This window comes from Variovorax sp. UC122_21 (assembly GCF_044056785.1).
Taxonomy (GTDB): Bacteria; Pseudomonadota; Gammaproteobacteria; order Burkholderiales; family Burkholderiaceae_C; genus Variovorax.
The window spans coordinates 908,645-933,226 of the sequence record NZ_CP172004.1 but is presented as its reverse complement, the minus strand read 5'-3'; the positions used below and the strand labels follow the sequence as shown (position 1 = coordinate 933,226).

Genomic DNA, 24,582 nt, shown 5'->3' with positions numbered 1-24,582 from the left:
TCGCGGGCATGTGCCCACGAGTTTCACGCAACGGCGGATTGTAGCGGGTAGATACCAGCGGCCGTGTACCGAATGCGGCACGCGCGGGCCGCGCGACAACGGTCTTCAGTGGGCGGACGGGCGTCCGCGCTGCAGCATCTCGCGCATCTCGCGCAACGAGACCGCGCTCTCGGCCGACAGCGAGACCCGCGGGGTCGGCTTGAAGGCATGGCCGTAGATGATCTCGAAGGTCAGCGCGATGCGCCCGTCGCCGCCCTCGGCCGGCGCGAGTTCGGGCAGCGCCTTGTGCAGCGCCGCCTGCCAGGCCCGGCCGCGCAGAGCCGGAAAACGCGCCGGATGCAGGTTGCGCCCGAGCGTGCGCAGCTCGGCCAGCGCGGCCTCGGGCGTGGCCCAGGTCAGCACGATGCGCTCCATGTCCATCACCGGCTCGGCGAAACCGGCGTGCACCAGCATGTCGCCCCAGTCGTGCATGTCGGTGAACTCGTGGCTCGCGGCCGGCCAGCCCAGGCGCGCATGCAGGGCGCGCAGCTCGCGCAGGGTGTCGGGGCCGAAGCACGAGAACATCAGGAAGCCGTCGGTGGCGACCTGCCGGTGCCAGTGCGCGATCAGCGCCTCGGGGTCGGCCGCCATGTGCAGCGCCATGTTGGCCCAGAGCAGGTCGACGCCCTCCTCGGGCAGTCCGTCGAAGCGCAGCTTGCCGCCCTGCCAGCGGCGCGCGCTCCACCAGGGCGCGGCGAGCGCGGCCGAGGTCGCGGCGGCCAGCGCCGGCTCGGGTTCGATCACGAAGGCCTCGGCATCGCGGTAGCGGCGCGCCAGCAGCTCGTGTGCCTCGAGGCCGCCGCGCAGCGGCGCCCAGTCGGCCCAGTGGCGCGGTTTGGCCTTGATCCATTGCAGCCGGTCCTCCATGCGCCGCCCGATCTCCTCGTGCAGCCAGGGCGAGCCGTCGGCGGGCGCCAGCCGGCGCCAGCGGGCGGCCGCCGCGGCATCGATGGTCGGCGGTCGGCGTTGGGGGTCGGTGGGCATGGGGGCGTGAGTAGATCGAGCCCATGCTCAGCCGTTGGACCGCGCGCCCTTTGACCTCGCTGTTGGCACGGCTGCCCAGCCAGTGCGCGCTGTGCCGCGACTGGCCGTCGCGCCCGGTGTGCGAGCCCTGCGCCGCACGCTTCGCCGCCAGCGCGCCGCGCTGCCAGACCTGCGCGCTGCCGCTGCCCGCGGGCGTGGCGCACTGCGGCGACTGCGTCGTGCACCCGCCGCCGCTCGATACCTGCCTCGCGGCCTGCGACTACGCCTGGCCGTGGCCGGACTGCGTCGCCGACTTCAAGTTCCACGGCGACACCGGCTGGGCCGGCCCGCTGGCGCAACTGCTGCGCGCCATCCCGTCGGCGGCGGCGCTGCTCGATGCCTGCGACTGCGTGCTGCCGATGCCGCTCGCGCCGGGCCGGCTGCGCGAGCGCGGCTTCAACCAGGCGCTGGAACTGGCGCGCCGGCTCGCGCCCGGCAGGACCGATGCCGCGCTGCTGCTGCGCACGCGCGAGACGCCGGCCCAGCGCGGTCTTTCGCGCGCCGAGCGCATGCGCAACCTCCAGGGCGCCTTCGCGGTCGAGCCATTGCGCGCTGGCGCACTGGCCGGCCGGCGCGTGGTGCTGGTCGACGACGTGATGACCACCGGCGCCTCGCTGTTCAGCGCGGCCCAGGTGCTGCGGCACGCGGGCGCGGCGCATGTCGCGGGCATCGTGCTCGCGCGCACCGACAGGCCGCACTGAGCGTGGCGACAATCGGGCCCATGTTCCATATCGTCCTGGTCCACCCCGAGATTCCGCCGAACACCGGCAACGTGATCCGCCTGGCCGCCAACACCGGCTGCACCCTGCACCTGGTCGAGCCGCTGGGCTTCTCGATGGACGACAAGCTGCTGCGCCGCGCCGGCCTCGACTACCACGAATACGCCGAGGTGCGCCGCCATGCGAGCTGGCAGGCGCTGCTCGACAGCGAGCGGCCAGCGCCCGATCGCCTGTTCGCGCTCACCACGCGCGGCACCCGCGCCGTGCACGACATCCGCTTCGCGCCCGGCGACTGGCTGGTGTTCGGCTCCGAGACCAGCGGCCTGCCGCCCGCGATCCGCGAGAACTTCGATCCCGCGCAGTGGCTGCGGCTGCCGATGCGCGAGGGCCAGCGCAGCCTGAACCTGTCGAACGCGGTGGCGGTGACGGTGTTCGAGGCCTGGCGGCAAAACGGATTCAAATGAGGCATCGCGACCCCTCGCGCAATGGGGTCGCATCCGAACGGCGGAACGCCCCGTATGGAAAGCATGCCGGCTCGATGCATGCCGGCATGCCGATCCACCCACGCTCCACACGGGGCACGAGGAGTTCCACCATGCAAGCCAAGTCCATCGCCTTCGCCGCCCTCGCCACCCTGGTCCTGAGCCACGGTGCCCAGGCCTTCCAGGGCGAACAGAATCCGCTGCCCGCGGCACCGTTCCAGTCGACGCTGTCGCGCGCCGACGTGCAGGCCCAGGCCCGGCAGCCGCTGCGCATCACCAATGGCGGTACCGGCGTGGCCCGCCCCACCGACGGCATGACCGACCGCGCCGCGGTGCGCGCGAGCGCGGTGGGCATCACGCGCCAGGGCGCGGCCGCCTATGGCGAGATCAGCGACCGCCGCATGTAAGAAAAGGAAGGGCCGCGCGCCGCCTCAGCGGTAGCGGCGCACCACCGACTCGGCCACGCAGGCGGGCTTGGCCGCGCCTTCGAGCTCGATGGTGGTTTCCCAGGTCATCTGGATGCCGTCGTCGGCAATGGGCTCGGCGGTCAGCAGCTTCATGCGCGCGCGCAGCCGCTTGCCCACCGGCACGGGCGACATGAAGCGCACCCGGTTGAGGCCGTAGTTCACGCCCATGCGCGACTCCACCACGTCGAGCGCGGTCTCGTAGAAGCGCGGCAGCAGCGACAGGGTGAGAAAACCGTGGGCGATCGGCCCGCCGAACGGACCCGCCTTCGCGCGCTCGAGGTCGACGTGGATCCACTGGTGGTCGCCGGTCGCCTCGGCGAACTGGTTGACCTGCTCCTGGGTGATGGTGATCCAGTCGCTCACCGCGACTTCCTGGCCGACACAGGCGGCCAGATCCTGAAGGGTCTGGAAGGTCTTCTTGGTCATGCGCCGCACTCTAGCGGCAAGCCCGCGGCCGCGGGTGTCGGCACCGCGACAAAGACGCTCAGGGAATACCTGGGGCGCCAGCGCACGCGGCGGCTCAGCTGTCGAGCCATTGGCAGATCGGCTGCCATTGCTCGAGGTCGCGCTGCACCCGGCCCGGCGCGATGTCGAACACGGTGAGCCCGCGCGCCGCGAGCTGCACGTAGTTCTGCGTGTCGCGCAACTCGCCGACCACCGGCACGCCCAGTCCCGCGATGAATTCGTTGAGCCGGTCGGCCGCCAGCGTGCGGGCGTTGACGCGCATGCCGACCAGGCCGATCTGCGTCTTCTCGGCGCGGCGCTGCTCGAGCAGCCGGTCGATGAATTCGCGCGTGGCGTAGATGTCGAAGATGCTCGGCTGCAGCGGCACGATGAGCTTGTCGGCCAGCCCGATCACGTCCTTGAAGCGCCAGCCGTGCAGGCCGGCCGGGGTGTCGAGCACCGCATGGGTGGTGCCACGCGGCGGGCGCACCACGCTGTTGTCCTCGGTGGCCTCCCAGGTCGAGATCGGCCGCGCCTGCGGCGGGCGCAGGCCGAGCCAGAGCCGGGAGGACTGCTGGCGATCCACGTCGCCGAGCATCACGGCGTGGCCGCGGCTTGCAAAGTAGCCCGCGATGTTCGTCGCGAGCGTGGATTTGCCAACGCCACCCTTGGGATTGGCGACCAGAACCACCGGCATGGAAATCTCCTCCAGAAGGGACAGTCCGCCATGGTAGTGGCTGGCGCCCAAAATCCCGGGACTGCGCTATGTTCGCGGGATGACGACAACAACATCCACGGGAACCCCTGAAGGCGGAGGCACCTACGTGCTCGCCGCCCATCCGCACTGGCGCGATTCGCGCGTGAACCGCCGGCTGCTGGCCGCGGCGCGCGCGGTGCCGGGCGTCGATGTCAACGACCTCTACGGCACCTATCCCGACTACGCAATCGACGTCGAGGCCGAGCAGCGGCGCCTCGAACGCGCCCAGCTGGTGGTGCTGCTGCATCCGATCCAGTGGTACTCGATGCCGGCGCTGCAGAAGCTCTGGGTCGACGAGGTGCTGGCCTACGGCTGGGCCTATGGCCCGGAAGGCATCGCGCTGCAGGGCAAGGACCTGTGGCTGGTCGCCACCACCGGCAGCCCCGAGAGCAGCTACCACCCGCAGGGCTACCACCGCTATTTCTTCGACGCCTTCCTGCCGCCCTACGAGCAGACCGCCGCGCTGTGCGGCATGCGCTTCTTGCCGCCGCTGATCTTCCACGGCGCGCGCAGCGCCCCCGAGGGCGAAGTGGCCGCGCACGTGGAGGTCTTCGCCCAGCGCCTGGGCAGCTACCCCGACTGGCCCGAGATGGACGAGATCGACGCCTGCGTGGCCTGCCCGGTGCCCGAGAGCGACCGGCCGGCCGAATCGGACGACATCGGCAAGGTGGTCGAGCGGGTGTTCCAGACCACCATGCGCTGCGGGCTGGCCGCCACGACCGACGGGAGCGCCTGAATGGAGCACGCGCCCGCCTGGCTGACCAACAGCCTGATCTACCTGAGCGCCGCCGTGCTGGTGGTGCCGCTGTCCAAGGCCCTGGGCCTCGGTTCCATCATCGGCTACCTGGTGGCCGGCATCGCCATCGGACCCTGGGGGCTGGGGCTGGTGTCGCGCGTGGAGGACGTGCTGCATTTCGCCGAATTCGGCGTGGTGCTGATGCTGTTCCTGGTCGGCCTCGAGCTCGAGCCCAAGCGGCTGTGGAACCTGCGCCGGCCGATCTTCGGCTGGGGCACGGCCCAGGTGCTCAGTTGCGCCGCCGTGCTGTTCGCCATCGGCTGCGCGGTCGGCGCGCCCTGGCGCGTGTCGCTGGTGGCAGCGCTGGGCCTGGCGCTGTCCTCGACCGCGATCGCGCTGCAGGTGTTCGGCGAACGCAACCTGCTGCGCACGCCGAGCGGCCAGGCCGGCTTCTCGATCCTGCTGTTCCAGGACGTGGCCGCGATCCCGATCCTCGCCATCCTGCCGCTGCTGGCCGGCGCCACCGCGGCCGAGCAGTCGATGAACGGCCTCGACCGCCTGCTCGAGGGCCTGAAGATCTTCGGCGTGATCGGCGGCATCGTGCTCGGCGGCCGGCTCGCGCTGCGCCCGATCCTGCGCTGGATCGCGCGCAGCGACACGCCCGAGATCTTCACCGCCGCCGCGCTGCTGCTGGTGGTGGCGATCGCGGCGCTGATGCAGTTCGTCGGCCTGTCGATGGCGCTGGGCGCCTTCCTCGCGGGCGTGCTGCTGGCCGAGAGCGAATACCGGCGCGAGCTCGAGACCGACATCGAGCCCTTCAAGGGCCTGTTGCTCGGCCTGTTCTTCATCGCCGTGGGCATGACGATCGACTTCGGCGTGCTGTTCGCAAGCCCCTGGATCATGGCGATGCTGGTGGTCGGCTTCATGGCCATCAAGCTGGCGGTGATCTACGCGCTGGCCAAGGCGATGGGGCTGGCCTACCAGGAGCGTCCCGTGTTCACGCTGCTGCTGGCGCAGGGCGGCGAGTTCGCCTTCGTGGTGTTCCAGTCGGCCGGGCCCGACGTGCTGCCGCCGCAGATCACCTCGCTCCTGATCGGCGCGGTCGCGCTGTCGATGCTGCTGTCGCCGCTGCTGCTGGTGCTGATCGACCGCTACCTGCTGCCGCGCTACAGCAACATCGGCGGGCCGCAGCTCGAGGAGATCTCGGAGCAGCAGGACGCCAAGGTGCTGATCTGCGGCTTCGGCCGCTACGGCCAGATCGTGGGCCGCATGCTGATGTCGCAGGGGCTGCGCGTGACGGTGCTCGACCACGATGCCGACAACGTCGAGGGCCTGCGCGAATTCGGCTTCCGGGTGTTCTACGGCGACGCCACGCGCCTCGACCTGCTGCGCACCGCGGGCGCCGGCACGGCCAAGGCGGTGGTGGTGGCGGTCGACGACATCGAGCAGTCGCTCGAGATCGTCGACCTGTTCCGCGAGAACTTCCCGCAGGCGCAGATCATCGCGCGCGCACGCAACGTGAGCCATCTGTTCCAGCTGCGCGACCGCGGCGTGACGCTGGTCGAGCGCGAGGTCTTCGAGTCGTCGCTGCGCAGCGCGCGCTCGGTGCTCGAGGTGCTAGGCTGGCCCGCGCACGAGGCGCGCGAATCGAGCATGCGTTTCCGCGAGCGCAACCTCAAGCTCACCGACGACATCTATCCGCACTACAAGGACCGCGCCAAGCTGATCGCGGTCAACAAGGCGGGCCGCCAGCAGTTCGAGGAACAGATGGCGCGCGAGCGTGAGGAGCGCAAGCGGCGCGCCGGGCGCGACTGGGACCGGCAGGAAGAGGACGAAGAGCGGGTGCCTTAGACCGGCACCGTGAGGTAGACGCCCTCGCGGCCCACCAGCGCCGCGCGCGTGGGCATGAAGACCGTGCAGCCGTCGCAGGGCGAACGGATCTCCTGCCCCGCGTCGACCGCGATCAGCTCGCCGCGGTCGAAGGTCTCGAAGCCCAGCAGCGGCCGCACGAAGGCGAAGCTCTCGGTCTTCACCATGTGCACCTCGAGCAGGCGGAAGCGGCGCGCGGGCGCGGCGGGCGCCTGCGCGGCCACCGGATCGACCAGCCCGAGCTGCGCGAGAAAACGCTGCGTCACGTCGACCGCGAGCGCGGCGGCCGACCGGCTGAAGTGCTGGCCGCACTCCACCACGACCGCCGCGCCCTGGCCCTCGGCCGCACCGTGGCGGCCGTAACCGATCACGCCGGTGCCGGGCGCCGCGCCCGCGGGCATCACCAGGTGCACCAGCGGCACGCCCACGGCCAGCGCCAGCCGGGCATTGCGCTCGAGCTCCGGATAGACCCAGAAGGGCTGCACCGGCGCGCGCGTCGAATGAATGTCGAGCACGTGATCCGCCGCGTCGAGCACCGGCCGCAGCTCGCGCGCGCGGCGCAGCTCGGGGCTTTGCTCGTTGCCGTCGAGCAGCGCCGGCGTCCAGATGCGGTTGAGGTTGTGCACCAGCTGGCGGTTCTCGTAGGGCCGCTCGATGTCGAAGGCCTCGTAGGCCTCGACGTTGGCGAAGCTCACGGTCAACGTGCCGATCTTCGGGCGCACGCCGCGGTCGAGCAGGTCGGTGGCCGCCACCATGCCGCAGATCTCGTTGCCGTGCGTCAGCGCATTGACCAGCACATGCGGCCCGGGCCGGCCCGATTCGAACCGATGCACGTAGTCGATGCCGGTGTTGCCCGCGCGGTAGGCCGAGAGGTCGCGCGGCAGCACCTCGAGCGGTGCGGTGTCGGGGGTGAACGAGGAGGTGGTCATTCGCCGCGGATCCCCGCGCGCTTCACCATCTCGCCGTACAGCGCGAGGCGCTCCGACATCATGGCCGTGAACTGCGCGGGCGACTGCTGCTCGGGCGTGAGCGAACCGCGCGACTCCAGCGCCTCGACCATGGACGGCTGGTCGGCCACCGAGCGCACGGCCTTGTGCAAGGTGGCGATCACGTCGCCCGGCGTCTTCGCGGGCGCGGCCAGGCCGATCCACGAGGTGGTGTTGAGCACCGGGTAGCCGAGCTCCGCGAAGGTCGGCACGTCGGGCAGCGCCGCGACGCGCGCCGGCGCGGCCACCGCGAGCGCGCGCAGCTTGCCGGCCTGGATGTGCGGCAGGAAGGGCGCGAGGTTGTCGAGGCCGAACTGCACCTCGTTCGAGATCAGCGCCGTGACCAGCGGGCCGCCGCCGCGGTAGGGCACGTGCGTGGCATTGAGCTGCAGCTGCGACTTCATCAGCTCGACGTTGAGCTGGCCCATGCTGCCCGGTCCGGCGCTGCAGAAATTGAGCTCGCCGGGGCGGGCTTTCACGAGCGCGACGAATTCCTTGAAGTTCTTCGCGGGCACGGCCGGGTTCACCAGCAGCACGTTGATCGAGCGCGCGAGCTGGCTGATGGAGGCGAAGTCCTTGATCGGGTCGTAGCCGGGGTTGGCCTGCGTGAGCGGATTCGCGAGGTGCGAGCTCTGCGACGAGACCACCAGCGTGTAGCCGTCGGGCTTGGCGCGCGCCACCTGCGCGCTGGCGATCGAGCCGCCCGCGCCGCCGCGGTTGTCGATCACCACCGACGCGCCCAGCGCCTTGGCGAGCGGATCGGCATAGAGCCGCGCGATCAGGTCCACCGAGCCGCCGGCCGGGAACGGCACCACCAGCGTGACCGGCCGCGACGGATAGGCCTGCGCATGTGCCGCCAGCGGCAGCGCGGCCGCGAGGCCCGCGCCCAGGAAGGTGCGGCGGCGCAGCGCGGAGGCGGAAAGGGGGAAGGTCATGGAAGCGTCCTGGAATCGGGAAGGGATGGGGCCTGAATGTGCGCGCATTCTTGCAAGGTCGTCACAGTTTTGCAATAAACATTGCAAAATCGAAGCCCATCTCGACCCCTGCGCGGGCAGAATGCCCGGCGACCATGAACCTCAACCAACGCATCTCGGGCTACGGCCGCAAGCTCACCAAGAGCGAGCAGCGCCTGATCGAGGAACTGCAGACGCGCTATCCCCAGGGCCTGCTCGAATCTGCAACGAGCCTTGCAAAGAAGGTGGGCACCAGCGCCTCGACCGTGGTGCGGCTGCTCGCCAAGCTCGGCTATCCCAGCTATGCGGAAGCGCAGCTCGAGGCCCGTTCCGAGGTCACGGCGCGGCTGGCCTCGCCCGCCACGCGCGCCGATGCCGTGATCGTCGACGACGCCTCGGTGCGCACCTGCCTGGCCAATGCGCTGCTGCACGACCAGCACAACCTGAGCTCGACCTTCGCGGCCATCGATCCCGTGGCCTTCGAGGCCGCCGTGCGGCTGCTGGTGCAGCGCAAGGCGCGCGTGCATGTGCTGGGCCACCGGCATGCGGCCGCCATCGCGGGCCATCTCGCGCTGCACCTGAACCTGTGCCTGCCCGAGGTGCGGCCGCTGGCCGGCACGGCCGCGCTGCCGCTCGAGGACCAGCTGCTGTGGATCGGCGAGAACGACGTGCTGCTGGCCGTCACCTTCCGGCGCCACTCGCTGGCCACCGCGCGCGCGGCGGCCTACTTCCGCGAACGCGGCGCGAAGGTGATCGTGATCACCGACAGCCCCTCGGCGGCCGCGGCCGCCTCGGCCGACCACCTGATGCTGGTGCGCACCTCGAGCGCCTCGCCCTTCGATTCCTACACGGCCGCCTTCTCGCTCGGCAATGCGCTGGTCACCGCGGTCGTGCAGCGGCGCAGGAAGGAACTGGGCGCCGCGCTCGAACGCGGCGACGCCCTGTGGGAACAGCACTGGAACGACGCCGCCGCGCCGGCGGGCCCGGCGCGCAAGGCGGGCTGATCAGGCCGCGGCGGCGGTCTCGAGCCGCAGCAGCCGCACCGCGTTGCCCTTCAGGATGCCGGGCATCACCTCGGGCTTGAAGCCCGCGACCTCGAAGTCCTTCATCCAGCGCTCGGGCGTGATCAGCGGGTAGTCGCTGCCGAACAGCACGCGGTCCTTCAGCAGCGTGTTGGCGTACTGCACCAGCTGCTTCGGAAAGTACTTGGGGCTCCAGCCCGAGAGGTCGATCCAGACGTTGGGCTTGTGCGTGGCCACGCTCAGCGCCTCGTCCTGCCAGGGGAAGCTGGGGTGGGCCATCACGATCTGCATGTCGGGGAAATCGATCGCCACGTCGTCCAGGTGCATCGGGTTGCTGTACTCGAGCCGCAGGCCGCCGCCGCAACGCATGCCCGAGCCGATGCCGCTGTGGCCGGTGTGGAAGATCGCGGGCATGCCGTACTCGGCGATCACCTCGTAGATCGGCCAGGCCATGCGGTCGTAGGGATGGAAGGCCTGCACCGTCGGGTGGAACTTGAAGCCCTTGACGCCGTGCTCCTCGATCAGCCGCCGCGCCTCGCGCGCGCCCATCTTTCCCTTGTGCGGATCGATGCTCGCGAAGGCGATCATCATGTCGGCGTTCTTCTGCGCCGCCTCGGCGATCTCCTCGTTCGGGATGCGCCGCCGGCCCATGTTCGACTCGGCGTCGACCATGAACATCACCAGCCCTAGCTTGCGCTCGCGGTAGTAGGCCACCGTCTCCTCGATCGTCGGGCGGCGGTTCGAGCCGAAGTACTTGTCGGCCGCGCGGTCGTACTCCTCGCCGTAGTTGTCGAACGGGTTCCAGCAGCTCACCTCGGCATGGGTGTGGATATCGATCGCGATCAGGTTCTGGTGGTCCACTTCATCGTCTCCTTTACGGGAAAGTCCCTAGTCCATGGCAGTATCGAATGCCTTGAATTGATTATTTCACATAACCATAATCCGCTTCAACACCGAACGCAACATGACCTCTTCCGACCTTCACATCGACCTGCGCGACGACGTCGCCATCATTCGCCTGACGCGCGGCGCCAAGCGCAACGCGCTGTCGGACGGCCTGATCCTCGCGCTGCGCGACGCCTTCCAGAACCTGCCCTCAACGATCGGCGCGGCCGTGATCGATGGCGAGGGCCCGCACTTCTGCGCCGGCCTCGACCTGAGCGAACTCAAGGAGCGCGACGCGGGCCAGGGCCTCGCCCATTCGCGCCTGTGGCATGCCGCGCTGGAGTGCATCGAGAAGGGCCCGGTGCCGGTGATCGCCGCGCTGCACGGCGCGGTGGTCGGCGGCGGGCTCGAGCTCGCGAGCGCCTGCCACATCCGCGTGGCCGACCGCAGCACCTTCTATGCGCTGCCCGAGGGCTCGCGCGGCATCTTCGTGGGCGGCGGCGGCTCGGTGCGCATCCCCAGGCTGATCGGCGTGGCGCGCATGACCGACATGATGATGACCGGCCGCGTCTACAACGCCGAGGACGGCGAGCGCGCCAACTTCGCGCAGTACCTGGTCGACGAAGGCACGGCCTTCGACAAGGCCTTCGAGCTCGCCAAGCGCGTGGCCACCAACGCGCCGCTCACCAACTACGCGCTGATGCACGCGCTGCCGCGCATCGCCGAGCAGCCGGCCGACCACGGCTTCTTCACCGAGGCGCTGATGTCCGGCATCGTGCAGGCCGCGCCCGAGGCGAAGCAGCGCGTGCGCGACTTCCTCGAAGGCCGCGGCGCCAAGGTCAGCAAGGGCTGAGGCCCTTCCTTCATTCATTCACCGATCCACTCACGCACGGGCGCCCCGATGACGGCCATCCAATACCGACCGCTCGCCTTCGGCGTCACGCGCGCGCTGCTGCGCGAAGGCGCGCCGGGCACGCAGTACCTGAGCGCGGAAACGCCGCTTCGCCCCTACCGCGAACGCATGACCGACCGGCTGCACCACTGGGCCGAGGCCACGCCCGAACGCACCTTCATCGCGCGCCGCGCGCGGCTGGCCGACGGCGGCACCGGCGACTGGCTGCGCGTGAGCTATGCCGAGGCCCTGCAGAAGGCGCGCGCGATCGGCCAGGCCCTGCTCGCGCGCGGCCTGGACGCAGAGCGCCCGGTGGCGATCCTCAGCGAGAACGGCATCGAGCATGCGCTGCTCGCGCTCGGCTGCCTCTACGCGGGCGTGCCCTACTGCCCGGTCTCGCCGCCCTACTCGCTCGTGAGCCAGGACTTCGACAAGCTGCGCCACGTGCTGGCCACGCTCACGCCGGGCCTGGTGTTCGCGGCCGACGCCGCGCGCTATGCCCGCGCCATCGAGGCCACGCTGCCGGCCGACTCCGGCGTCGAGATCGTGCTGGCCGAAGGCGAGCTGCCCGGCCGCGCCACCACCTCCTTCGACGCGCTCGCGGCGACGCTGCCCACGCCGGCCATCGACGCCGCGATGCAGGCCACCGGCCCCGACACCATCACCAAGTTCCTGTTCACCTCGGGCTCGACCAAGATGCCCAAGGCGGTGATCAACACGCACCGCATGTGGTGCGCCAACCAGCAGCAGCTGCGCCAGTCGATCCCGGCGCTGGGCGACGAGCCGCCGGTGCTGGTCGACTGGCTGCCGTGGAACCACACCTTCGGCGGCAACCACAACGTGGGCATCGTGCTCGACAACGGCGGCACGCTCTACATCGACGAGGGCAAGCCCACCGCCACCGGCATGGCCGAGACGCTGCGCAACCTGCGCGAGATCGCGCCCACCATCTACTTCAACGTGCCGACCGGCTTCGAGGCGATCGCGCAGGCGATGGAGACCGACCCGGTGCTGCGGCGCAACCTGCTGTCGCGCGTGAAGATGTTCTTCTACTCGGGCGCGGCGCTGTCGCAGCCGGTCTGGGACAGCCTGCACCGCACGCAGGAGGCCGAGGTCGGCGAGCGCATCGTGATGGGCACCGGCCTGGGCATGACCGAGTCGGGCCCGTTCGCGCTCTACGTGACCGGCCCCGACGTGAAGTCGGGCGACGTCGGCCTGCCCGCGGCGGGCATCGAGCTCAAGCTGATCGAGGTCGACGGCAAGACCGAGGTGCGCTATCGCGGCCCCAACATCACGCCCGGCTACTGGCGCGCGCCCGAGGCCACGGCCGAGGCCTTCGACGAGGAAGGCTTCTTCTCGACCGGCGACGCGGTCAAATGGATCGACGACGCCGACATCCACCGCGGCCTGCGCTTCGACGGCCGCATCGCCGAGGACTTCAAGCTCGCCACCGGCACCTTCGTGAGCGTGGGCCCGCTGCGCGCGAAGATCGCCACGGCTGGCTCGCCCTACGTGCAGGACGCTGTGCTGACCGGCATCAACCTCAAGGAGGTCGGCGCGCTGGTCTTCCCTACGCAGAAGGTGCGCCAGCTCGCGGGCCTCGACGCTGGCGCGAGCATGCGGCAGGTGCTCGAGAGCGCGCCGGTGCAGGCGCACTTCCAGCAGGTGCTCGACCAGCTCGCGGCCGCGAGCACCGGCAGCGCCAACCGCATCGCGCGGCTGCACCTGATGAGCGAGCCGCCCTCGATCGACAAGGGCGAGGTCACCGACAAGGGCTCGATCAACCAGCGCGCCGTGCTCAAGCACCGCGCCGCGCTGGTCGAGGCGCTGCACGACGGCACGCTGCCCTTCACCCTGCGGCCGCGCTGACGCCTTTTTTCCCCTCTTTGGAGACGAACCCATGAAGATCGAAGGACAGGCCGCACTCGTGACCGGCGGCGCATCGGGCCTCGGCGAGGCCACCGCGCGCGAACTCGCGCGCCTGGGCGCGAAGGTGGCGCTGCTCGACCGCAATGCCGAACTGGCCGCCAAGGTCGCCGCAGAAATCGGCGGCATCGCCTGCGCCTGCGACATCACCGATGCCGCGAGCGTGACCGCCGCGCTCGACCGGGCCGAGGCCGCGCACGGCCCGGCGCGCATCCTGATGAACGTGGCCGGCATCGGCAGCGCGAAGCGCATCGTGGGCAAGGACGGCAACCCGGCGCCGCTCGAGGACTTCGTGCGCGTGGTCAACGTCAACCTGATCGGCAGCTACAACATGGCGCGCCTGTTCGCCGCGCGCTGCGCGAAGCTCGATGCACTCGCCAACGGCGAGAAGGGCGTGATGCTGTTCACCGCCTCGGTCGCGGCCTTCGACGGCCAGGTCGGCCAGCAGGCCTACAGCGCCTCGAAGGGCGGGCTGGTCGGCATGACCCTGCCGATGGCGCGCGACCTCGCGCAGCACGCGATCCGCGTGTGCACCGTCGCGCCCGGGCTGTTCGCCACGCCGCTGCTGCTCGAGCTGCCCGAGCCGGTGCAGCAGTCGCTCGCGGCCTCGATCCCGTTCCCGCCGCGGCTGGGCCAGCCCTCGGAATTCGCCGAGCTGGCCTGCCACGTCGTGACCAACGGCCACCTCAACGGCGAGGTGATCCGACTCGACGGCGCGCTGCGCATGGCGCCGCGATAGATCCAGCACCACCAACCGGAGACAAGACCATGACCAACCGACGTCAGTTCGTGACGGCGCTCGGCGGCGCAGCCGCGCTCGGCGCCCTGCAGCATCCCCTGGCCGCGCTGGCCGAGATCGTCGCCCAGCAGGTGAAGATCTACTACGGCTTCCCGGCCGGCAGCGCGGGCGACAGCGTGGCGCGCCGCGTGGCCGACAAGCTCGGCGGCACCGACTTCACCAAGCTCAACCCCGTGGTCGAGAACAAGCCCGGCGCGGGCGGGCGCATCGCGCTCGACTCGCTCAAGAGCGCGCCAGCCGACGGCTCGGTGCTCGCGCTCTCGCAGGCCTCGGCGCTGTCGACCTATCCCTACATCTACAGCAAGCTGAGCTACGGCCTCGCCGACTTCGCGCCGGTCTCGATCGGCGCGGTGATGACGCACGGCCTGGCGGTCGGCCCGATGGTGCCGGCCAGCGTGAAGACGCTGAAGGACTACGTGGCCTGGGCCAAGGCCAACCCGGGCCAGGCCAGCTACGGCTCGCCGGGCGCGGGCTCCACGCCGCACTTCCTGGGCGCGCTGCTGGGCCTCAACAGCGGCGCCGACCTGCGCCACGTGCCCTACCGCGGCTCGCTGCCGGCGGTCAACGACGTGGTCGGCGGCCAGATCGCCTCGAGCCTCACGCCCAGCGGCGACTACCTGCCCTTCGTCAAGGCCAACAAGCTGCGCGTGCTCGCCACCTCGGGCGCCCAGCGCGCCGCCTACCTGCCCGAGGTGCCGACCTTCGCCGAGCAGGGCTTCCCCGAGCTGGTGGCCGACGAGTGGTTCGGCTTCTTCGCGCCCGCGAAGACGCCCGCGCCGGTGATCGCCGCCGCGAGCGGCGCGATCCAGGCCGCGCTCAAGGACAAGGCCGTGGCCGACGGCCTGCTGTCGGTGGGCCTGCTCGCGCAGGGCTCCACGCCCGAGGAGATGCGCCGTTCGCTGCAGTCCGAGTACGAGCGCTGGGGCCCGCTGGTCAAGAAGATCGGCTTCACGGCCGAGTCCTGAGCCGATGGATTACCGGCCGCGCCCCGAGGACGTTCGCTTCCTGCTCGAGGCGGTGCTCGACGCGCCCGCGCGGCTGCGCGCGCTCGCGCCCTTCGCCGAGGTCGACGATGCGCTGCATGCGCAGGTGCTCGAGCAAGCGGCCCGCTTCGTCGGCAGCGCGGTCGCGCCGCTGAACCGCGTCGGCGACGCGCAGAGTTGCCGTTTCGCCTCGGGCGAGGTACGCACGCCGCCGGGCTTTCGCGAGGCCTACCGGGCCTTCGTCGATGGCGGCTGGCCCGCGCTCTCGGCCGCGCCCGAGGATGGCGGCCAGGGCCTGCCGGCCGTGCTCGAGGCGGTGCTCTACGAATGGCTGGCGGCCGCGAACCACGGCCTGACCATGGCGCCGGGCCTGCTGCACGGTGCCTACGCCTGCCTGCGGCACCACGGCAGCGAGGAGCTCAAGGCGCGCTACCTGCCGAAGATCGCGAGCGGCGAATGGCTCGCCACCATGTGCCTGACCGAGGCCCACGCGGGCAGCGACCTGGGCCAGGTGCGCACGCGCGCCGAGCCCCGGCCCGACGGCAGCCTGCGCGTGAGCGGCGGCAAGATCTTCATCTCGGGCGGCGAGCACGACCTCACGCCGAACATCGTGCACCTCGTGCTGTGCCGGCTGCCCGATGCGCCGGCCGGCCCCAGGGGGCTGTCGCTGGCGCTGGTTCCCAAGTGGCTGCCCGGGGGCGAGCGCAACGCGGTGCACTGCGAGCGCATCGAGGAGAAGATGGGCCTGCACGGCAGTCCCACCTGCGCGATGCGCTTCGAGGACGCCACCGGCTGGCTGGTCGGCGAGGCCGGCCGCGGCCTGGCCGCGATGTTCGTGATGATGAATTCGGCGCGGCTGCACGTCGCGCTGCAGGGCATCGGCCTGCTCGATGCCGCCTGGCAGAAGGCCGAGGCCTACGCGGGCGAGCGCCGCCAGATGCGCGCGCCCGGCCCGGTGCCGGCGAGCCGCGGCGGCGAGAGCGCCGACCTGATCGCCGAGCATCCCGCGCTGCGCCGCATCCTCGACACCCAGCGTGCCTGGATCGACGGCGCGCGCGCCATCGCCTACCGCAGCGCGCTGATGCTCGACATCGCCGAACACGACGCCGATCCCAAGGCGCGCGAGCGCGCGCAGCGCTGGTGCGCGATCGTCACGCCGGTGCTCAAGGCCGCCTGCACGCAGCAGGCCTTCCACGGCGCGAGCGACTGCCTGCAGGTGTTCGGCGGCCACGGCTACGTGCGCGAGTGGGGCATCGAGCAGACCGTGCGCGATGCGCGCGTGACCATGATCTACGAGGGCACCAACGAGATCCAGGCCATCGACCTGCTGGTGCGCAAGGTGCTGCCCGACCACGGCGCCGCGATGTCGGCCGTGCTGCTCGAGCTGCGCGACACGCTCGATGCCTCGCGCGAGGCCGAGGCCGACGTGCAGCGTCGGCTGGCCCAGCTGCGCTACCTCGGCACCACGGTGGCGATGGCCGCGCAGGCCGATCCGGTGCTGCCGTACGAGGTGGCCGACGACTACCTGCGCGCCACGATGCTCGTGCTGCTGGCCTGGGCCCTGGGCGCGCATCGAGGCCGCGGCGCCGCTGGATGCCGCCCGTGCGCGCGTGGCCGCGGCCTTTCGGCGCTGGGTGCTGCCCGAGTTCGAGATGCGGCTGGCGATGGTCAAGCGCTCCTGCGAGCCGGTGGCGCTGACCCATGCGGCTGTCGCCAGGTCGCCATCGGGCTAGCGCCGCGGGCGCCCGCTCGCGGTTACGCTAGCGCCATGCCCAGCTCTCCGAAATCCGCCATCCCCAAGAGCGACACGGCCGCCGCGCCGCTCGGCCGGACGGACCGCCTCGACGCGCATGTGCTCGAGACCCTGGTCGGCTACAACGCGCGCCGCGCCTGGCTGGTGGTGAGCGCGCTGTTCGCCAGGCGCATGGCGGCCTTCAAGCTCAAGCAGATCGACTTCTCGGTGCTGTCGCTGCTGGCGCACAACCCGGGCGCCACCTCGCGCCAGATCTGCAGCACGCTCGACATCCTGCCGCCCAACCTCGTGAGCCTGGTGGCCGAGCTCGACGCGCGCGCGCTGATCGAGCGCAAGCCGCATCCGCACGACGGCCGCGCGGTCGGCCTGCATCTCACGCCGGCCGGCGAGGAACTGGTGCGCGAAGCGGAACAGGCCGTGATCCAGCTCGAGCTCGATGCCAGCGCGCGGCTCAGCGCGCGCGAGCGCGAGACGCTGATCAAGCTGTTGCAGAAGGTCTATCTCTAGGCTGCGGTCGCGTGAGCGCCGCGCCTACTGCAGGCCCAGCTCCACCATCTCCAGCAGCCGCAGCGTCAGCGGCTCCAGCACCGACGGGTCGGCGTCCTTGAGCGGACCTTCGATGATCAGCAGCGCGAGCCCGTGCACCGCCGACCACGCCAGGTACTCGGCATTCGGGCGCCGCGCCGGATCGAGCGCGCCGGCCTCCACCAGCCGGTCGAGGCCCGAGCCCAGCAGCTGGAACGGGTCCATGCCGCTCGCGCCCGCGCTCGAGGGGCCGATGGCGCCGCGCGCCTCGTCGGAAGAGATCACGAAGGCGGTACGGAACAGCCCCGGCTGGGCCTGCGCGAAACGCAGGTAGCCCGAGCCGATCGCCCGCACCCAGGCGCGCGCGTAGTCGGCCGGCGGCTGGTCGTGCGAGATCGCGCCGAGCTCCTGCTCCATCGAGCGCGCCGCGGCCGACAGCGCGGCGCCGCGCACCGCCAGCAGCAGCTCGTGCCGGCTCGCGAAGTGGCGGTAGGCCGCGTTGGGCACCACGCCCACGCGGCGCGTGGCCTCGCGCAGCACCACGGCGTCGGGGCCGCCGTCGCGCGCCAGCTCGATGCCCGCGTCCAGCAAGGCCCGGCGCAGGTCGCCGTGGCGGTAGGTGGAGCGCGAGGGCGGCGCGGATTCGGCGGCGATGGCGGCGTTGCGGACCATTTCCTTCTTTCTCGGACTACGATTTTTCGATGTGGACACTGTCCATTATCTTTGCTATTCTTTGTGGACGGTGTACACAAAGTAGTGCCATCGTATTCGCCTCGGGCTTTCATGCCCAGCGGCGCCCCCCGGAATAACCGCTTTTGCGAAGAGGAATTGCCATGAAAGTCCAGTCCTATCTCTCGTTCGAAGGCCGCTGCGACGAGGCCATCGCGTTCTATGGGAAGGCGCTCGGCGCCGAGGTCGTGCAGCTCATGCGCTACAGCGACGCCCCCGCCGACATGCCGCCCGACGCGGACGGCTGCGCCGGCGCCATGCCCGGTCCCGACAAGGTCATGCATGCGGTGCTGCGCATCGGCGAGACCGAGCTCATGGCCTCCGACGGACGCTGCTCGGGCCAGGCCGAGTTCAAGGGAATCATGCTGGCGATCAGCGCGCCCACCGAGGCCGATGCGCGCAAGTGGTTCGACGCGCTGGCCGACGGCGGCCAGGTGATGCAACCGCTGATCCCCACCTTCTTCTCGCCGGGCTTCGGCATGGTCGGCGACCGCTTCGGCGTGGGCTGGATGGTGGTGGTCGGCGGCTGAAGCCAGCCGCCACGCGCCGCCCTTTCCTCATCCCGCGCCCCCAACCACTCGATCACAAGGAACTCCCAATGTCGCTCCTCAATGCCTATCTCACCTTCGACGGCAACGCGGCCGAGGCCATGCGCTTCTACGAGAAGACGCTCGGCGGAAAAATGGAAATGCTCATGACCGTGGGCGAAAGCCCCGAAGCCGCCAACATGCCGCCCGAGGCCGCCAGCCGCCTGATGCACGCCAGCCTCGTGGTCGGCGACAGCATGCTCATGGCCTCCGACAGCATGCCGGGCATGCCGTACGAAGGCATGAAGGGCTTCGGCGTCGCGCTCAACTACCCGACCGTCGCCGAGGCGAAGCGCGTGTTCGACGCCTTCGCCGACGGCGGCCAGGTCGGCATGCCGTTCGAGAAGACCTTCTGGGTCGAGGGCTTCGGCATGGTGACCGACCGCTACGGCACGCCCTGGCTGATCAACGGCGGCGCCTCCCTCGTCTGACGAAGAACGCCACAACCATCCCCCGGGGCGGCCTGCCGCCCGGTCCCTGAGGAATCCTTTCCATGACCGAATCCCTCGACAACCGCAAGCGCTGGCTCGCCCTCATGGTGCTGTGCCTGGGCGTGCTGATGATCGTGCTCGACACCACCATCGTGAACGTCGCGCTGCCCTCGATCCGCACCGACCTCGGCTTCACCGAGACCTCGCTGGTGTGGGTCGTCAACGCCTACATGCTGACCTTCGGCGGCTTCCTGCTGCTGGGCGGGCGGCTCGGCGACCTCTACGGCCACCGCCGCGTCTTCCTCGCCGGGCTGGTGCTGTTCACGCTGGCCTCGCTGGCCTGCGGCATCTCGACCACGCAGGGCCTCCTGATCGCCGCGCGCGCGGTGCAGGGCCTGGGCGGCGCGATCGTGTCGGCCGTCTCGCTGTCGCTGATCATGAACCTCTTCACCGAGCCGGCCGACCGCGCCAAGGCGATGGGCGTCTACGGCTTCGTCTGCGCCGGCGGCGGCAGCATCGGCGTGCTGCTCGGCGGCCTGCTCACCAGTTCGCTGAGCTGGCACTGGATCTTCCTGGTCAACCTGCCGATCGGCGTGGCCGTGTACGCGCTGTGCATCGCGCTGCTGCCGAGCGCGCGCGGCCAGGCCCATGGCGAGAAGCTCGACGTGGCCGGCGCGGTCACGGTCACGCTCTCGCTGATGCTCGCGGTCTACGGCGTGGTCAACGGCAACGAGGCCGGCTGGCGCTCGGCGCAGACGCTGGGCCTGCTCGGCACCGCGGTCGCGCTGCTCGCGATCTTCATCGCCATCGAGGCCAGGGTGAAGCATCCGCTGATGCCGCTGGGCCTGTTCCGGCTGCGCAGCGTCTCGGTCGCGAACGTGGTGGGCGTGCTGTGGGCCGCGGCGATGTTCGCCTGGTTCTTCATCTCGGCGCTCTACATGCAGCTGGTGCTCGCCTACACGCCGATGCAGATCGGCCTGGCCTTCCTGCCGGCCAACGTCATCATGGCCGTGTTCTCGCTCGGGCTGTCGGCCCGGATCGTGATGCGCTTCGGCATCCGCCGTCCGCTCGCGGCGGGCCTGTGGCTCGCGGCCATCGGGCTGGCGCTGTTCGCGCGCGCGCCGGTCGACGGCCGCTTCGCGATCGACGTGCTGCCCGGCATGCTGCTGCTGGGCCTGGGCGCCGGCATGGCCTTCAACCCGCTGCTGCTGGCCGCGATGAGCGAGGTGAGTCCGAACGAATCGGGCCTGGCCTCGGCGTGGTCAACACCGCCTTCATGATGGGCGGCGCGCTGGGCCTCGCGGTGCTCGCGAGCATCGCGGCCGCGCAGACCGGCTCGATGCTCGCGGCCGGCGCGAGCACGCCGCTCGCGCTCACCGGCGGCTACCAGATGGCATTTCTCGTCGGCGCCGTGTTCGCGGCGGTGGCGGGTTTGTTGGGCGCCCTGCTGCTTCGCTCCGCCATGCCGGGGCAGATGCAGAACAACGAGGAATCGGCGGGCCCCGGGAGCGCGGCGAATGGCGCGGCAACGTCCTGACGGGCTGCTGCTGGGCCGGCCGCCGTTTCTGTTTCTCTTTCCCTTCTTTTCAAGGAGTGTTCCCATGGCTCGCTATGTCGACGGTTTCATCGTGCCGATTCCCGCCAAGAACGTGGAGGCCTACCGCAAGGTGGCGCGCAAGGCCGGCAAGGTCTGGATGGAGTACGGCGCGCTCGAATACGTGGAGTGCGTCGCGGACGACGTCAAGCCCGGCAAGCTGACCTCGTTCCCGCAAAGCGTGAAGCTCAAGGCCGACGAGGTGGTCGCGTTCTCGTGGATCGTCTACAAGTCGCGCAAGCACCGCGACACGGTCAATGCCAAGGTGATGGCCGACCCGCGCATCGCGGCGATGGATCCGAAGACCATGCCCTTCGATGCCAAGCGCATGATCTTCGGGGGCTTCAAGTCGATCGTGGAGTTCTGAACCGGCGTTTCGACACCGGTGCGATCCAGGAACCGTTCGGGCTGAGCCTGGCCTGTCCTGAGCCTGTCGAAGGGCGAAGCCTTGCGCGACGCTTCGACAAGCTCAGCGCGAACGGTTTTTTTCTTTTGCGCCTTCGAATCAGGCGATGAAACCGTCGTAGACGAGCTTGAGCCCCGTCAGCAGCATGCCCAGGTAGACGAAGCGGTAGAACCAGGTGGCGTCGATGCGCCGCGCGATGCGGATGCCGACCCACACGCCCAGCGGCGCGAAGGGCATCAGCGCCAGCGAGGTGGCCAGCGTGCGCAGGTCGATCAGGCCCAGCCACGCATAGGGGATCCACTTGCTGAGGTTCACCACGAAGAAGAAGTAGGCCATGGTGGCGGTGAACACCACCGGCGACAGCCGCAGCGGGATCACGTAGGCATTGATCGGCGGCCCGCCCGCGTGCGCGATGAAGCTCGTGAAGCCCGACACCGTGGTCAGCGCGGCGCCGATGCCGCGCGAGGGCAGCGGATCGTTTGGCTTGGGCGGGAACAGCAGGCGCTGCGACAGGAACAGCAGCGTGAACACGCCCACGATGCCCGCCACCGTGTGCGCCGACAGCGCGCGGAACAGCAGCGTGCCGATCACCGTGCCCAGCAGGCCGAAGGGGATCAGGAACTTCAGCAGCGAGCGGTCGAAGTCGCGCCGGAAGGCCGCGAGCCCCAGCAGGTCCATCAACAGCAGCAGCGGCATCAGGATCGCCGCCGCCTGCGGCACCGTGACCGCCAGCGCCATCAGCGGCACCGCGAGCGAGCCGAAGCCCGCGCCGAAGCCGCTCTTGCTGATGCCGAGCAGCAGCACGGCGGGAATGGCGACCGCGTAGAAGTGCGGGTCGGTGATGAGGGGGAAGACCATGGGCAGGGACGGCGCGCGAAAAAAAGCCCGTCGTCGCGACGGGCCCGGCGAGCGTAGCAGGAAGGCGCGCGGGCCGCTTCGGCCCGGTCCACCCCGGCCCGGCTCAGCGCTCGAGCGCGCCGCCCGCGAGCCAGCGCGCGCCGCGCTGGTACAGCGCCTCGACCGCCGGCCCCTTGAGCATCGGCATGTCGAGCTTCACCGTGTAGCCGATGCGCTGCTGGATGTAGGCCAGGTGGCGGTAGCCCTCGGGCAGCTCGGCCAGCTTGGCGGCATCGAGCGTCACGGTGGCGGCCGGATCGATCGGGTCGATGCGGTCCTTCTCGTAGATCGGCTGGCGGTGCAGCAGCTTCCACTGCCCCTCGTGCAGCACCACGAAGTCGTAGAAGCGGCCGGTGCACACCACGTCGCAGGGCACGCCCTCGACCGGGCCGCGCTGCGAGATCGTCATCTTGGTCTGCACGATGGCGCGCTCGCCCGCCAGCTCGATCGCCGAGCCGCCGAGGAAGTGCAGGATGCTCACGCCCTTCGCCCAGCCTTCCTGCGTGACGCGGATGAACTCGGAGAACGGCCCCTGGAACCAGGTCGCCATCATCACGCCCTCGGGATGCCACACGGTGGCGAAGCGCTCCCAGTCGCCGGCATCGCGCCAGACGGCCCAGCGTTCGATCATGCGGCGGATCAGCAGCTCCTGCTGCAGCGTGTCGTTCATTCCTCTGTCTCCTGGTTCGGGTGCGTTCAGGCCGGCTGCGCCGCGGCCCGCGGTTCGGATCGCGCCGGCGCTGCCGCCAGCGGGTTCAGCACGAAGTCGAAATCGAGCCGCCAGCGGCCGTCGGCCTGCCGCGTCCACGGCGCCACCAGCGATTCGCGCACCGCGAACACCGCGTCGGAATCGAGCCACTGGTCGCCCTCGCGGAACACGTGGGTGATGAGCCGCTCGTAGCCCGGCGCCTGGATCATGAAGTGCAGGTGCGCGGGCCGCCAAGGATGGCGCTTCGTGGCGTCCAGCAACTGGCCCACCGGACCGTCGGTCGGGATCGGGTAGGCCTCGGCCAGCACGCTGCGGAAATGCAGCGCGCCGTCGGGCCCGGTGTGCAGGCGGCCGCGGTTCTCGGCATGGCCGAGCTCGGGATGCTGCACGTCGTAGTGCCCGCCCGCGTCGGCCTGCCACACGTCGACCACGGCACCGGCCACCGGCGCGCCGTCGAGGCCGCGCACCGTCACGGTGACATCGCAGGGCTCGCCGGCCGCGCCGTTGGCCACGTCGTCGCCGTGCGCGTACTCGGGGGCGCCCTCGACGTAGAAGGGGCCGAACACCGTCGCTTCGGTGCAGCCCGCGGGCTTGTCGTTGTTCATCGCGATCGTGAGCATCGACAGCCCCAGCACGTCCGACAGCAGGATGAATTCCTGGCGCGTGTCGTCGCACATCTGGCCCGTGGCCGTCAGGTAGTCGATGCCCTGCTTCCACTCCGCCTCGGTCAGCTTCACCTCGCGCGCGAAGGCGTGCAGGTGCTGCACCAGGCTGGTCACGATCTCGTGCAGCCGCGGATTCGGGGTGTCGGCGAAGCGCGCGAGCACGGCCTGGGTGATGTTGTCCTGGTTGAGATTGCGCATGGCGGCTGTCTCCATTCGTTCGAGGGGTTCGCCCGACTCTAGGCGGCACACCGGCGGGCGCAAAGCACCTCGGCGCAAATGATTTTTCCGCCCAGCGGAACGGTCGACCCACCCCCTGGGACAAAATCGCCCAGCCCGAAAAAGACGCTCGCCGGAGACACGCCCCATGGACCGCTGGACCGAAATCGCCCTGCTCGTGCAGATTGCCGACGCCGGCAGCCTGAGCCGCGCCGCCGAGGCGCTGGGGCTGTCGAACGCGGCCGCGAGCCGCCACCTGAGCGCGCTCGAGGCGCGGCTGGGGGCCCGGCTGGTCGAGCGCAACACGCGCCGGCTCTACCTGACCGACACCGGCCGCGAGTTCTGCGGCCGCGCGCGCACCATCCTGTCGGACCTCGACGATGCCGAGACGGCCGTCAACGCCACCGCGCTGCAGCCCACGGGCACGCTGCGCATCACGGCCTCGCTGTCGTTCTCGATCCACCACATCGCGCCGCTGCTGCGCGAGTACACCCAGCGCTACCCCGGCGTGAAGGTGCACGTGGAGGCGGCCAACCGCTACTTCGACCTGATCGACAACAACATCGACGTGGCGATCCGCACGCGCGAGTACGAGCCCGATTCCAACGTGACGATCCGCCGCCTCGGCGAGACGCGGCGCATCCTCGCGGCCTCGCCGCGCTACTTCGCGCAGCACGGCTTCCCGAAGACGCTGGAGGAGCTGCAGCAGCACAAGCTCTTGATCTACACCTACGCCAACAACCCCAACGAGCTGCGCTTCACCGGCCGCGACGGCGAGGTCCGCACGGTGTCGGTGCAGGGACTGCTCGAATCGAACGACGGCCAGGTGCTGCGCGCCGCGGCGCTCGACGGCATGGGGATCCTGGTGCAGCCCACCTACATCGTCTACGACGACATCGTGGCCGGCCGGCTGGTGCCCACGCTCGACGATTGGGACCTGCCGCACCTGCGCATCAACCTCGCCTACCCGAGCCGCAAGCACCTGTCGGCCAAGGTGCGCAGCTTCATCGACTTCATGGCGGCGCACTTCCACAAGATGGACTACGAGCGCAAGTGGACCGGGCATTTCCTGGGCCGCTGATCCCCCG

At 70.4% G+C, this 24,582-nt stretch carries 25 protein-coding genes and 2 pseudogenes; 17 read left to right on the top strand and 10 right to left on the bottom strand.

The features are described 5' to 3' along the window. Positions 1–105: 105 nt before the first annotated feature. The gene (locus ACHMXE_RS16655) at positions 106–1,023 is read right to left on the bottom strand and encodes a biotin synthase (protein ID WP_395350262.1); all 918 of its coding nucleotides are present in this window, start codon (positions 1,021–1,023) and stop codon (positions 106–108) included. A gap of 23 nt (positions 1,024–1,046) precedes the next feature. Here ACHMXE_RS16655 and ACHMXE_RS16650 point away from each other — a divergent pair, with 23 nt between their 5' ends. The 3 genes from ACHMXE_RS16650 (at position 1,047) to ACHMXE_RS16640 (ending at position 2,670) form a co-directional block, all read left to right on the top strand. Then, positions 1,047–1,763, top strand: coding sequence for a phosphoribosyltransferase family protein (locus ACHMXE_RS16650; protein ID WP_395350260.1), 717 nt, complete (start codon positions 1,047–1,049; stop codon positions 1,761–1,763). A gap of 20 nt (positions 1,764–1,783) precedes the next feature. Continuing rightward, complete coding sequence (gene trmL, locus ACHMXE_RS16645) at positions 1,784–2,245, top strand: tRNA (uridine(34)/cytosine(34)/5-carboxymethylaminomethyluridine(34)-2'-O)-methyltransferase TrmL (RefSeq protein ID WP_395350258.1); 462 nt, start codon at positions 1,784–1,786, stop codon at positions 2,243–2,245. A 131-nt stretch (positions 2,246–2,376) separates the two neighbouring features. After that, the gene (locus tag ACHMXE_RS16640; protein WP_093347443.1) at positions 2,377–2,670 is read left to right on the top strand and encodes a DUF4148 domain-containing protein; all 294 of its coding nucleotides are present in this window, start codon (positions 2,377–2,379) and stop codon (positions 2,668–2,670) included. 24 nt (positions 2,671–2,694) lie between these two features. Here ACHMXE_RS16640 and ACHMXE_RS16635 read toward each other — a convergent pair whose 3' ends face one another. Together ACHMXE_RS16635 and ACHMXE_RS16630 are read right to left on the bottom strand one after the other, a co-directional pair. Next, on the bottom strand, positions 2,695–3,156 hold the full coding sequence (locus ACHMXE_RS16635; protein ID WP_172705582.1) for a MaoC family dehydratase: 462 nt from the start codon (positions 3,154–3,156) through the stop codon (positions 2,695–2,697). A 94-nt stretch (positions 3,157–3,250) separates the two neighbouring features. Next, positions 3,251–3,871, bottom strand: coding sequence for a ParA family protein (locus tag ACHMXE_RS16630; protein ID WP_209541881.1), 621 nt, complete (start codon positions 3,869–3,871; stop codon positions 3,251–3,253). Positions 3,872–3,950: 79 nt separating this feature from the next. Here ACHMXE_RS16630 and ACHMXE_RS16625 point away from each other — a divergent pair, with 79 nt between their 5' ends. Further along, positions 3,951–4,667, top strand: coding sequence for an NAD(P)H-dependent oxidoreductase (locus tag ACHMXE_RS16625; RefSeq protein ID WP_395350257.1), 717 nt, complete (start codon positions 3,951–3,953; stop codon positions 4,665–4,667). Continuing rightward, entirely contained in the window at positions 4,668–6,518 is a 1,851-nt protein-coding gene (gene kefC, locus ACHMXE_RS16620) for a glutathione-regulated potassium-efflux system protein KefC (protein ID WP_395350256.1), read from the top strand. Here kefC and ACHMXE_RS16615 read toward each other — a convergent pair. Both ACHMXE_RS16615 and ACHMXE_RS16610 read right to left on the bottom strand, forming a co-directional pair. Beyond that, the gene (locus tag ACHMXE_RS16615; RefSeq protein ID WP_395350253.1) at positions 6,515–7,465 is read right to left on the bottom strand and encodes a succinylglutamate desuccinylase/aspartoacylase family protein; all 951 of its coding nucleotides are present in this window, start codon (positions 7,463–7,465) and stop codon (positions 6,515–6,517) included. The genes kefC and ACHMXE_RS16615 overlap by 4 nt on opposite strands. After that, on the bottom strand, positions 7,462–8,457 hold the full coding sequence (locus tag ACHMXE_RS16610) for a Bug family tripartite tricarboxylate transporter substrate binding protein (RefSeq protein ID WP_395350252.1): 996 nt from the start codon (positions 8,455–8,457) through the stop codon (positions 7,462–7,464). The genes ACHMXE_RS16615 and ACHMXE_RS16610 overlap by 4 nt, the downstream gene beginning before the upstream one ends. 134 nt (positions 8,458–8,591) lie before the next feature. Here ACHMXE_RS16610 and ACHMXE_RS16605 point away from each other — a divergent pair, with 134 nt between their 5' ends. After that, entirely contained in the window at positions 8,592–9,479 is an 888-nt protein-coding gene (locus ACHMXE_RS16605; RefSeq protein ID WP_203202777.1) for a MurR/RpiR family transcriptional regulator, read from the top strand. Here the strand turns inward: ACHMXE_RS16605 and ACHMXE_RS16600 are convergent, their stop codons facing one another. Continuing rightward, positions 9,480–10,358, bottom strand: coding sequence for an amidohydrolase family protein (locus ACHMXE_RS16600; RefSeq protein WP_203202778.1), 879 nt, complete (start codon positions 10,356–10,358; stop codon positions 9,480–9,482). Between the two features lie 103 nt (positions 10,359–10,461). On the opposite strand from ACHMXE_RS16600, the gene ACHMXE_RS16595 reads away from it, so the two are divergent. The 6 genes and pseudogenes from ACHMXE_RS16595 (at position 10,462) to ACHMXE_RS16570 (ending at position 17,242) form a co-directional block, all read left to right on the top strand. Continuing rightward, positions 10,462–11,235 (top strand): crotonase/enoyl-CoA hydratase family protein, encoded by a 774-nt coding sequence (locus ACHMXE_RS16595; RefSeq protein WP_209541897.1) that lies wholly within the window; start codon positions 10,462–10,464, stop codon positions 11,233–11,235. Positions 11,236–11,283: 48 nt separating this feature from the next. After that, the gene (locus ACHMXE_RS16590) at positions 11,284–13,143 is read left to right on the top strand and encodes a feruloyl-CoA synthase (RefSeq protein WP_395350251.1); all 1,860 of its coding nucleotides are present in this window, start codon (positions 11,284–11,286) and stop codon (positions 13,141–13,143) included. A 31-nt stretch (positions 13,144–13,174) separates the two neighbouring features. After that, positions 13,175–13,939 carry an SDR family NAD(P)-dependent oxidoreductase gene (locus tag ACHMXE_RS16585; protein WP_395350250.1) on the top strand — a complete coding sequence of 255 codons (765 nt, stop codon included), beginning with the start codon at positions 13,175–13,177 and terminating at the stop codon, positions 13,937–13,939. A 29-nt stretch (positions 13,940–13,968) separates the two neighbouring features. Continuing rightward, positions 13,969–14,964: a Bug family tripartite tricarboxylate transporter substrate binding protein gene (locus ACHMXE_RS16580; RefSeq protein ID WP_209541901.1), complete on the top strand. Its 996-nt coding sequence runs from the start codon at positions 13,969–13,971 to the stop codon at positions 14,962–14,964. Between the two features lie 4 nt (positions 14,965–14,968). After that, positions 14,969–16,715, top strand: a pseudogene (locus tag ACHMXE_RS16575) (acyl-CoA dehydrogenase family protein). A 35-nt stretch (positions 16,716–16,750) separates the two neighbouring features. Then, on the top strand, positions 16,751–17,242 hold the full coding sequence (locus ACHMXE_RS16570; protein ID WP_203202784.1) for a MarR family winged helix-turn-helix transcriptional regulator: 492 nt from the start codon (positions 16,751–16,753) through the stop codon (positions 17,240–17,242). A 24-nt stretch (positions 17,243–17,266) separates the two neighbouring features. Here the strand turns inward: ACHMXE_RS16570 and ACHMXE_RS16565 are convergent, their stop codons facing one another. Next, positions 17,267–17,932 (bottom strand): TetR/AcrR family transcriptional regulator, encoded by a 666-nt coding sequence (locus ACHMXE_RS16565; protein WP_209541904.1) that lies wholly within the window; start codon positions 17,930–17,932, stop codon positions 17,267–17,269. A gap of 161 nt (positions 17,933–18,093) precedes the next feature. On the opposite strand from ACHMXE_RS16565, the gene ACHMXE_RS16560 reads away from it, so the two are divergent. From ACHMXE_RS16560 to ACHMXE_RS16545, 4 genes and pseudogenes are all read left to right on the top strand, one after another. Continuing rightward, positions 18,094–18,519 carry a VOC family protein gene (locus ACHMXE_RS16560; protein ID WP_395350248.1) on the top strand — a complete coding sequence of 142 codons (426 nt, stop codon included), beginning with the start codon at positions 18,094–18,096 and terminating at the stop codon, positions 18,517–18,519. A gap of 68 nt (positions 18,520–18,587) precedes the next feature. Continuing rightward, positions 18,588–19,007 carry a VOC family protein gene (locus ACHMXE_RS16555; protein ID WP_203202787.1) on the top strand — a complete coding sequence of 140 codons (420 nt, stop codon included), beginning with the start codon at positions 18,588–18,590 and terminating at the stop codon, positions 19,005–19,007. A gap of 62 nt (positions 19,008–19,069) precedes the next feature. Beyond that, a pseudogene (locus ACHMXE_RS16550) lies at positions 19,070–20,544 on the top strand (DHA2 family efflux MFS transporter permease subunit). Between the two features lie 64 nt (positions 20,545–20,608). Then, positions 20,609–20,968, top strand: a complete 360-nt coding sequence (locus ACHMXE_RS16545) for a DUF1428 domain-containing protein (RefSeq protein ID WP_093347496.1) — start codon at positions 20,609–20,611, stop codon at positions 20,966–20,968. Positions 20,969–21,106: 138 nt separating this feature from the next. Here ACHMXE_RS16545 and ACHMXE_RS16540 read toward each other — a convergent pair whose 3' ends face one another. The 3 genes from ACHMXE_RS16540 to ACHMXE_RS16530 all read right to left on the bottom strand — a co-directional run bounded on the left by ACHMXE_RS16540 (position 21,107) and on the right by ACHMXE_RS16530 (position 23,476). Beyond that, positions 21,107–21,865, bottom strand: a complete 759-nt coding sequence (locus ACHMXE_RS16540) for a sulfite exporter TauE/SafE family protein (protein WP_395350247.1) — start codon at positions 21,863–21,865, stop codon at positions 21,107–21,109. Between the two features lie 103 nt (positions 21,866–21,968). Then, a complete protein-coding gene (locus tag ACHMXE_RS16535; protein ID WP_395350246.1) occupies positions 21,969–22,574 on the bottom strand; it encodes a nuclear transport factor 2 family protein in 606 nt (201 codons plus the stop codon). A gap of 26 nt (positions 22,575–22,600) precedes the next feature. Then, a complete protein-coding gene (locus ACHMXE_RS16530) occupies positions 22,601–23,476 on the bottom strand; it encodes an intradiol ring-cleavage dioxygenase (RefSeq protein ID WP_395350244.1) in 876 nt (291 codons plus the stop codon). A 166-nt stretch (positions 23,477–23,642) separates the two neighbouring features. On the opposite strand from ACHMXE_RS16530, the gene ACHMXE_RS16525 reads away from it, so the two are divergent. Further along, positions 23,643–24,575 carry a LysR family transcriptional regulator gene (locus ACHMXE_RS16525; protein WP_093347507.1) on the top strand — a complete coding sequence of 311 codons (933 nt, stop codon included), beginning with the start codon at positions 23,643–23,645 and terminating at the stop codon, positions 24,573–24,575. The last annotated feature ends 7 nt before the right edge of the window (positions 24,576–24,582 follow it).

Bases quoted from the DNA above. Each gene is read 5' to 3' on its own strand.
- ACHMXE_RS16655 (WP_395350262.1), bottom strand. From the start codon at position 1,023: ATGCCCACCGACCCCCAACGCCGACCGCCGACCATCGATGCCGCGGCG.
- ACHMXE_RS16650 (WP_395350260.1), top strand. From the start codon at position 1,047: ATGCTCAGCCGTTGGACCGCGCGCCCTTTGACCTCGCTGTTGGCACGG.
- trmL (WP_395350258.1), top strand. From the start codon at position 1,784: ATGTTCCATATCGTCCTGGTCCACCCCGAGATTCCGCCGAACACCGGC.
- ACHMXE_RS16640 (WP_093347443.1), top strand. From the start codon at position 2,377: ATGCAAGCCAAGTCCATCGCCTTCGCCGCCCTCGCCACCCTGGTCCTG.
- ACHMXE_RS16635 (WP_172705582.1), bottom strand. From the start codon at position 3,156: ATGACCAAGAAGACCTTCCAGACCCTTCAGGATCTGGCCGCCTGTGTC.
- ACHMXE_RS16630 (WP_209541881.1), bottom strand. From the start codon at position 3,871: ATGCCGGTGGTTCTGGTCGCCAATCCCAAGGGTGGCGTTGGCAAATCC.
- ACHMXE_RS16625 (WP_395350257.1), top strand. From the start codon at position 3,951: ATGACGACAACAACATCCACGGGAACCCCTGAAGGCGGAGGCACCTAC.
- kefC (WP_395350256.1), top strand. From the start codon at position 4,668: ATGGAGCACGCGCCCGCCTGGCTGACCAACAGCCTGATCTACCTGAGC.
- ACHMXE_RS16615 (WP_395350253.1), bottom strand. From the start codon at position 7,465: ATGACCACCTCCTCGTTCACCCCCGACACCGCACCGCTCGAGGTGCTG.
- ACHMXE_RS16610 (WP_395350252.1), bottom strand. From the start codon at position 8,457: ATGACCTTCCCCCTTTCCGCCTCCGCGCTGCGCCGCCGCACCTTCCTG.
- ACHMXE_RS16605 (WP_203202777.1), top strand. From the start codon at position 8,592: ATGAACCTCAACCAACGCATCTCGGGCTACGGCCGCAAGCTCACCAAG.
- ACHMXE_RS16595 (WP_209541897.1), top strand. From the start codon at position 10,462: ATGACCTCTTCCGACCTTCACATCGACCTGCGCGACGACGTCGCCATC.
- ACHMXE_RS16590 (WP_395350251.1), top strand. From the start codon at position 11,284: ATGACGGCCATCCAATACCGACCGCTCGCCTTCGGCGTCACGCGCGCG.
- ACHMXE_RS16585 (WP_395350250.1), top strand. From the start codon at position 13,175: ATGAAGATCGAAGGACAGGCCGCACTCGTGACCGGCGGCGCATCGGGC.
- ACHMXE_RS16580 (WP_209541901.1), top strand. From the start codon at position 13,969: ATGACCAACCGACGTCAGTTCGTGACGGCGCTCGGCGGCGCAGCCGCG.
- ACHMXE_RS16570 (WP_203202784.1), top strand. From the start codon at position 16,751: ATGCCCAGCTCTCCGAAATCCGCCATCCCCAAGAGCGACACGGCCGCC.
- ACHMXE_RS16565 (WP_209541904.1), bottom strand. From the start codon at position 17,932: ATGGTCCGCAACGCCGCCATCGCCGCCGAATCCGCGCCGCCCTCGCGC.
- ACHMXE_RS16560 (WP_395350248.1), top strand. From the start codon at position 18,094: ATGAAAGTCCAGTCCTATCTCTCGTTCGAAGGCCGCTGCGACGAGGCC.
- ACHMXE_RS16555 (WP_203202787.1), top strand. From the start codon at position 18,588: ATGTCGCTCCTCAATGCCTATCTCACCTTCGACGGCAACGCGGCCGAG.
- ACHMXE_RS16545 (WP_093347496.1), top strand. From the start codon at position 20,609: ATGGCTCGCTATGTCGACGGTTTCATCGTGCCGATTCCCGCCAAGAAC.
- ACHMXE_RS16540 (WP_395350247.1), bottom strand. From the start codon at position 21,865: ATGGTCTTCCCCCTCATCACCGACCCGCACTTCTACGCGGTCGCCATT.
- ACHMXE_RS16535 (WP_395350246.1), bottom strand. From the start codon at position 22,574: ATGAACGACACGCTGCAGCAGGAGCTGCTGATCCGCCGCATGATCGAA.
- ACHMXE_RS16530 (WP_395350244.1), bottom strand. From the start codon at position 23,476: ATGCGCAATCTCAACCAGGACAACATCACCCAGGCCGTGCTCGCGCGC.
- ACHMXE_RS16525 (WP_093347507.1), top strand. From the start codon at position 23,643: ATGGACCGCTGGACCGAAATCGCCCTGCTCGTGCAGATTGCCGACGCC.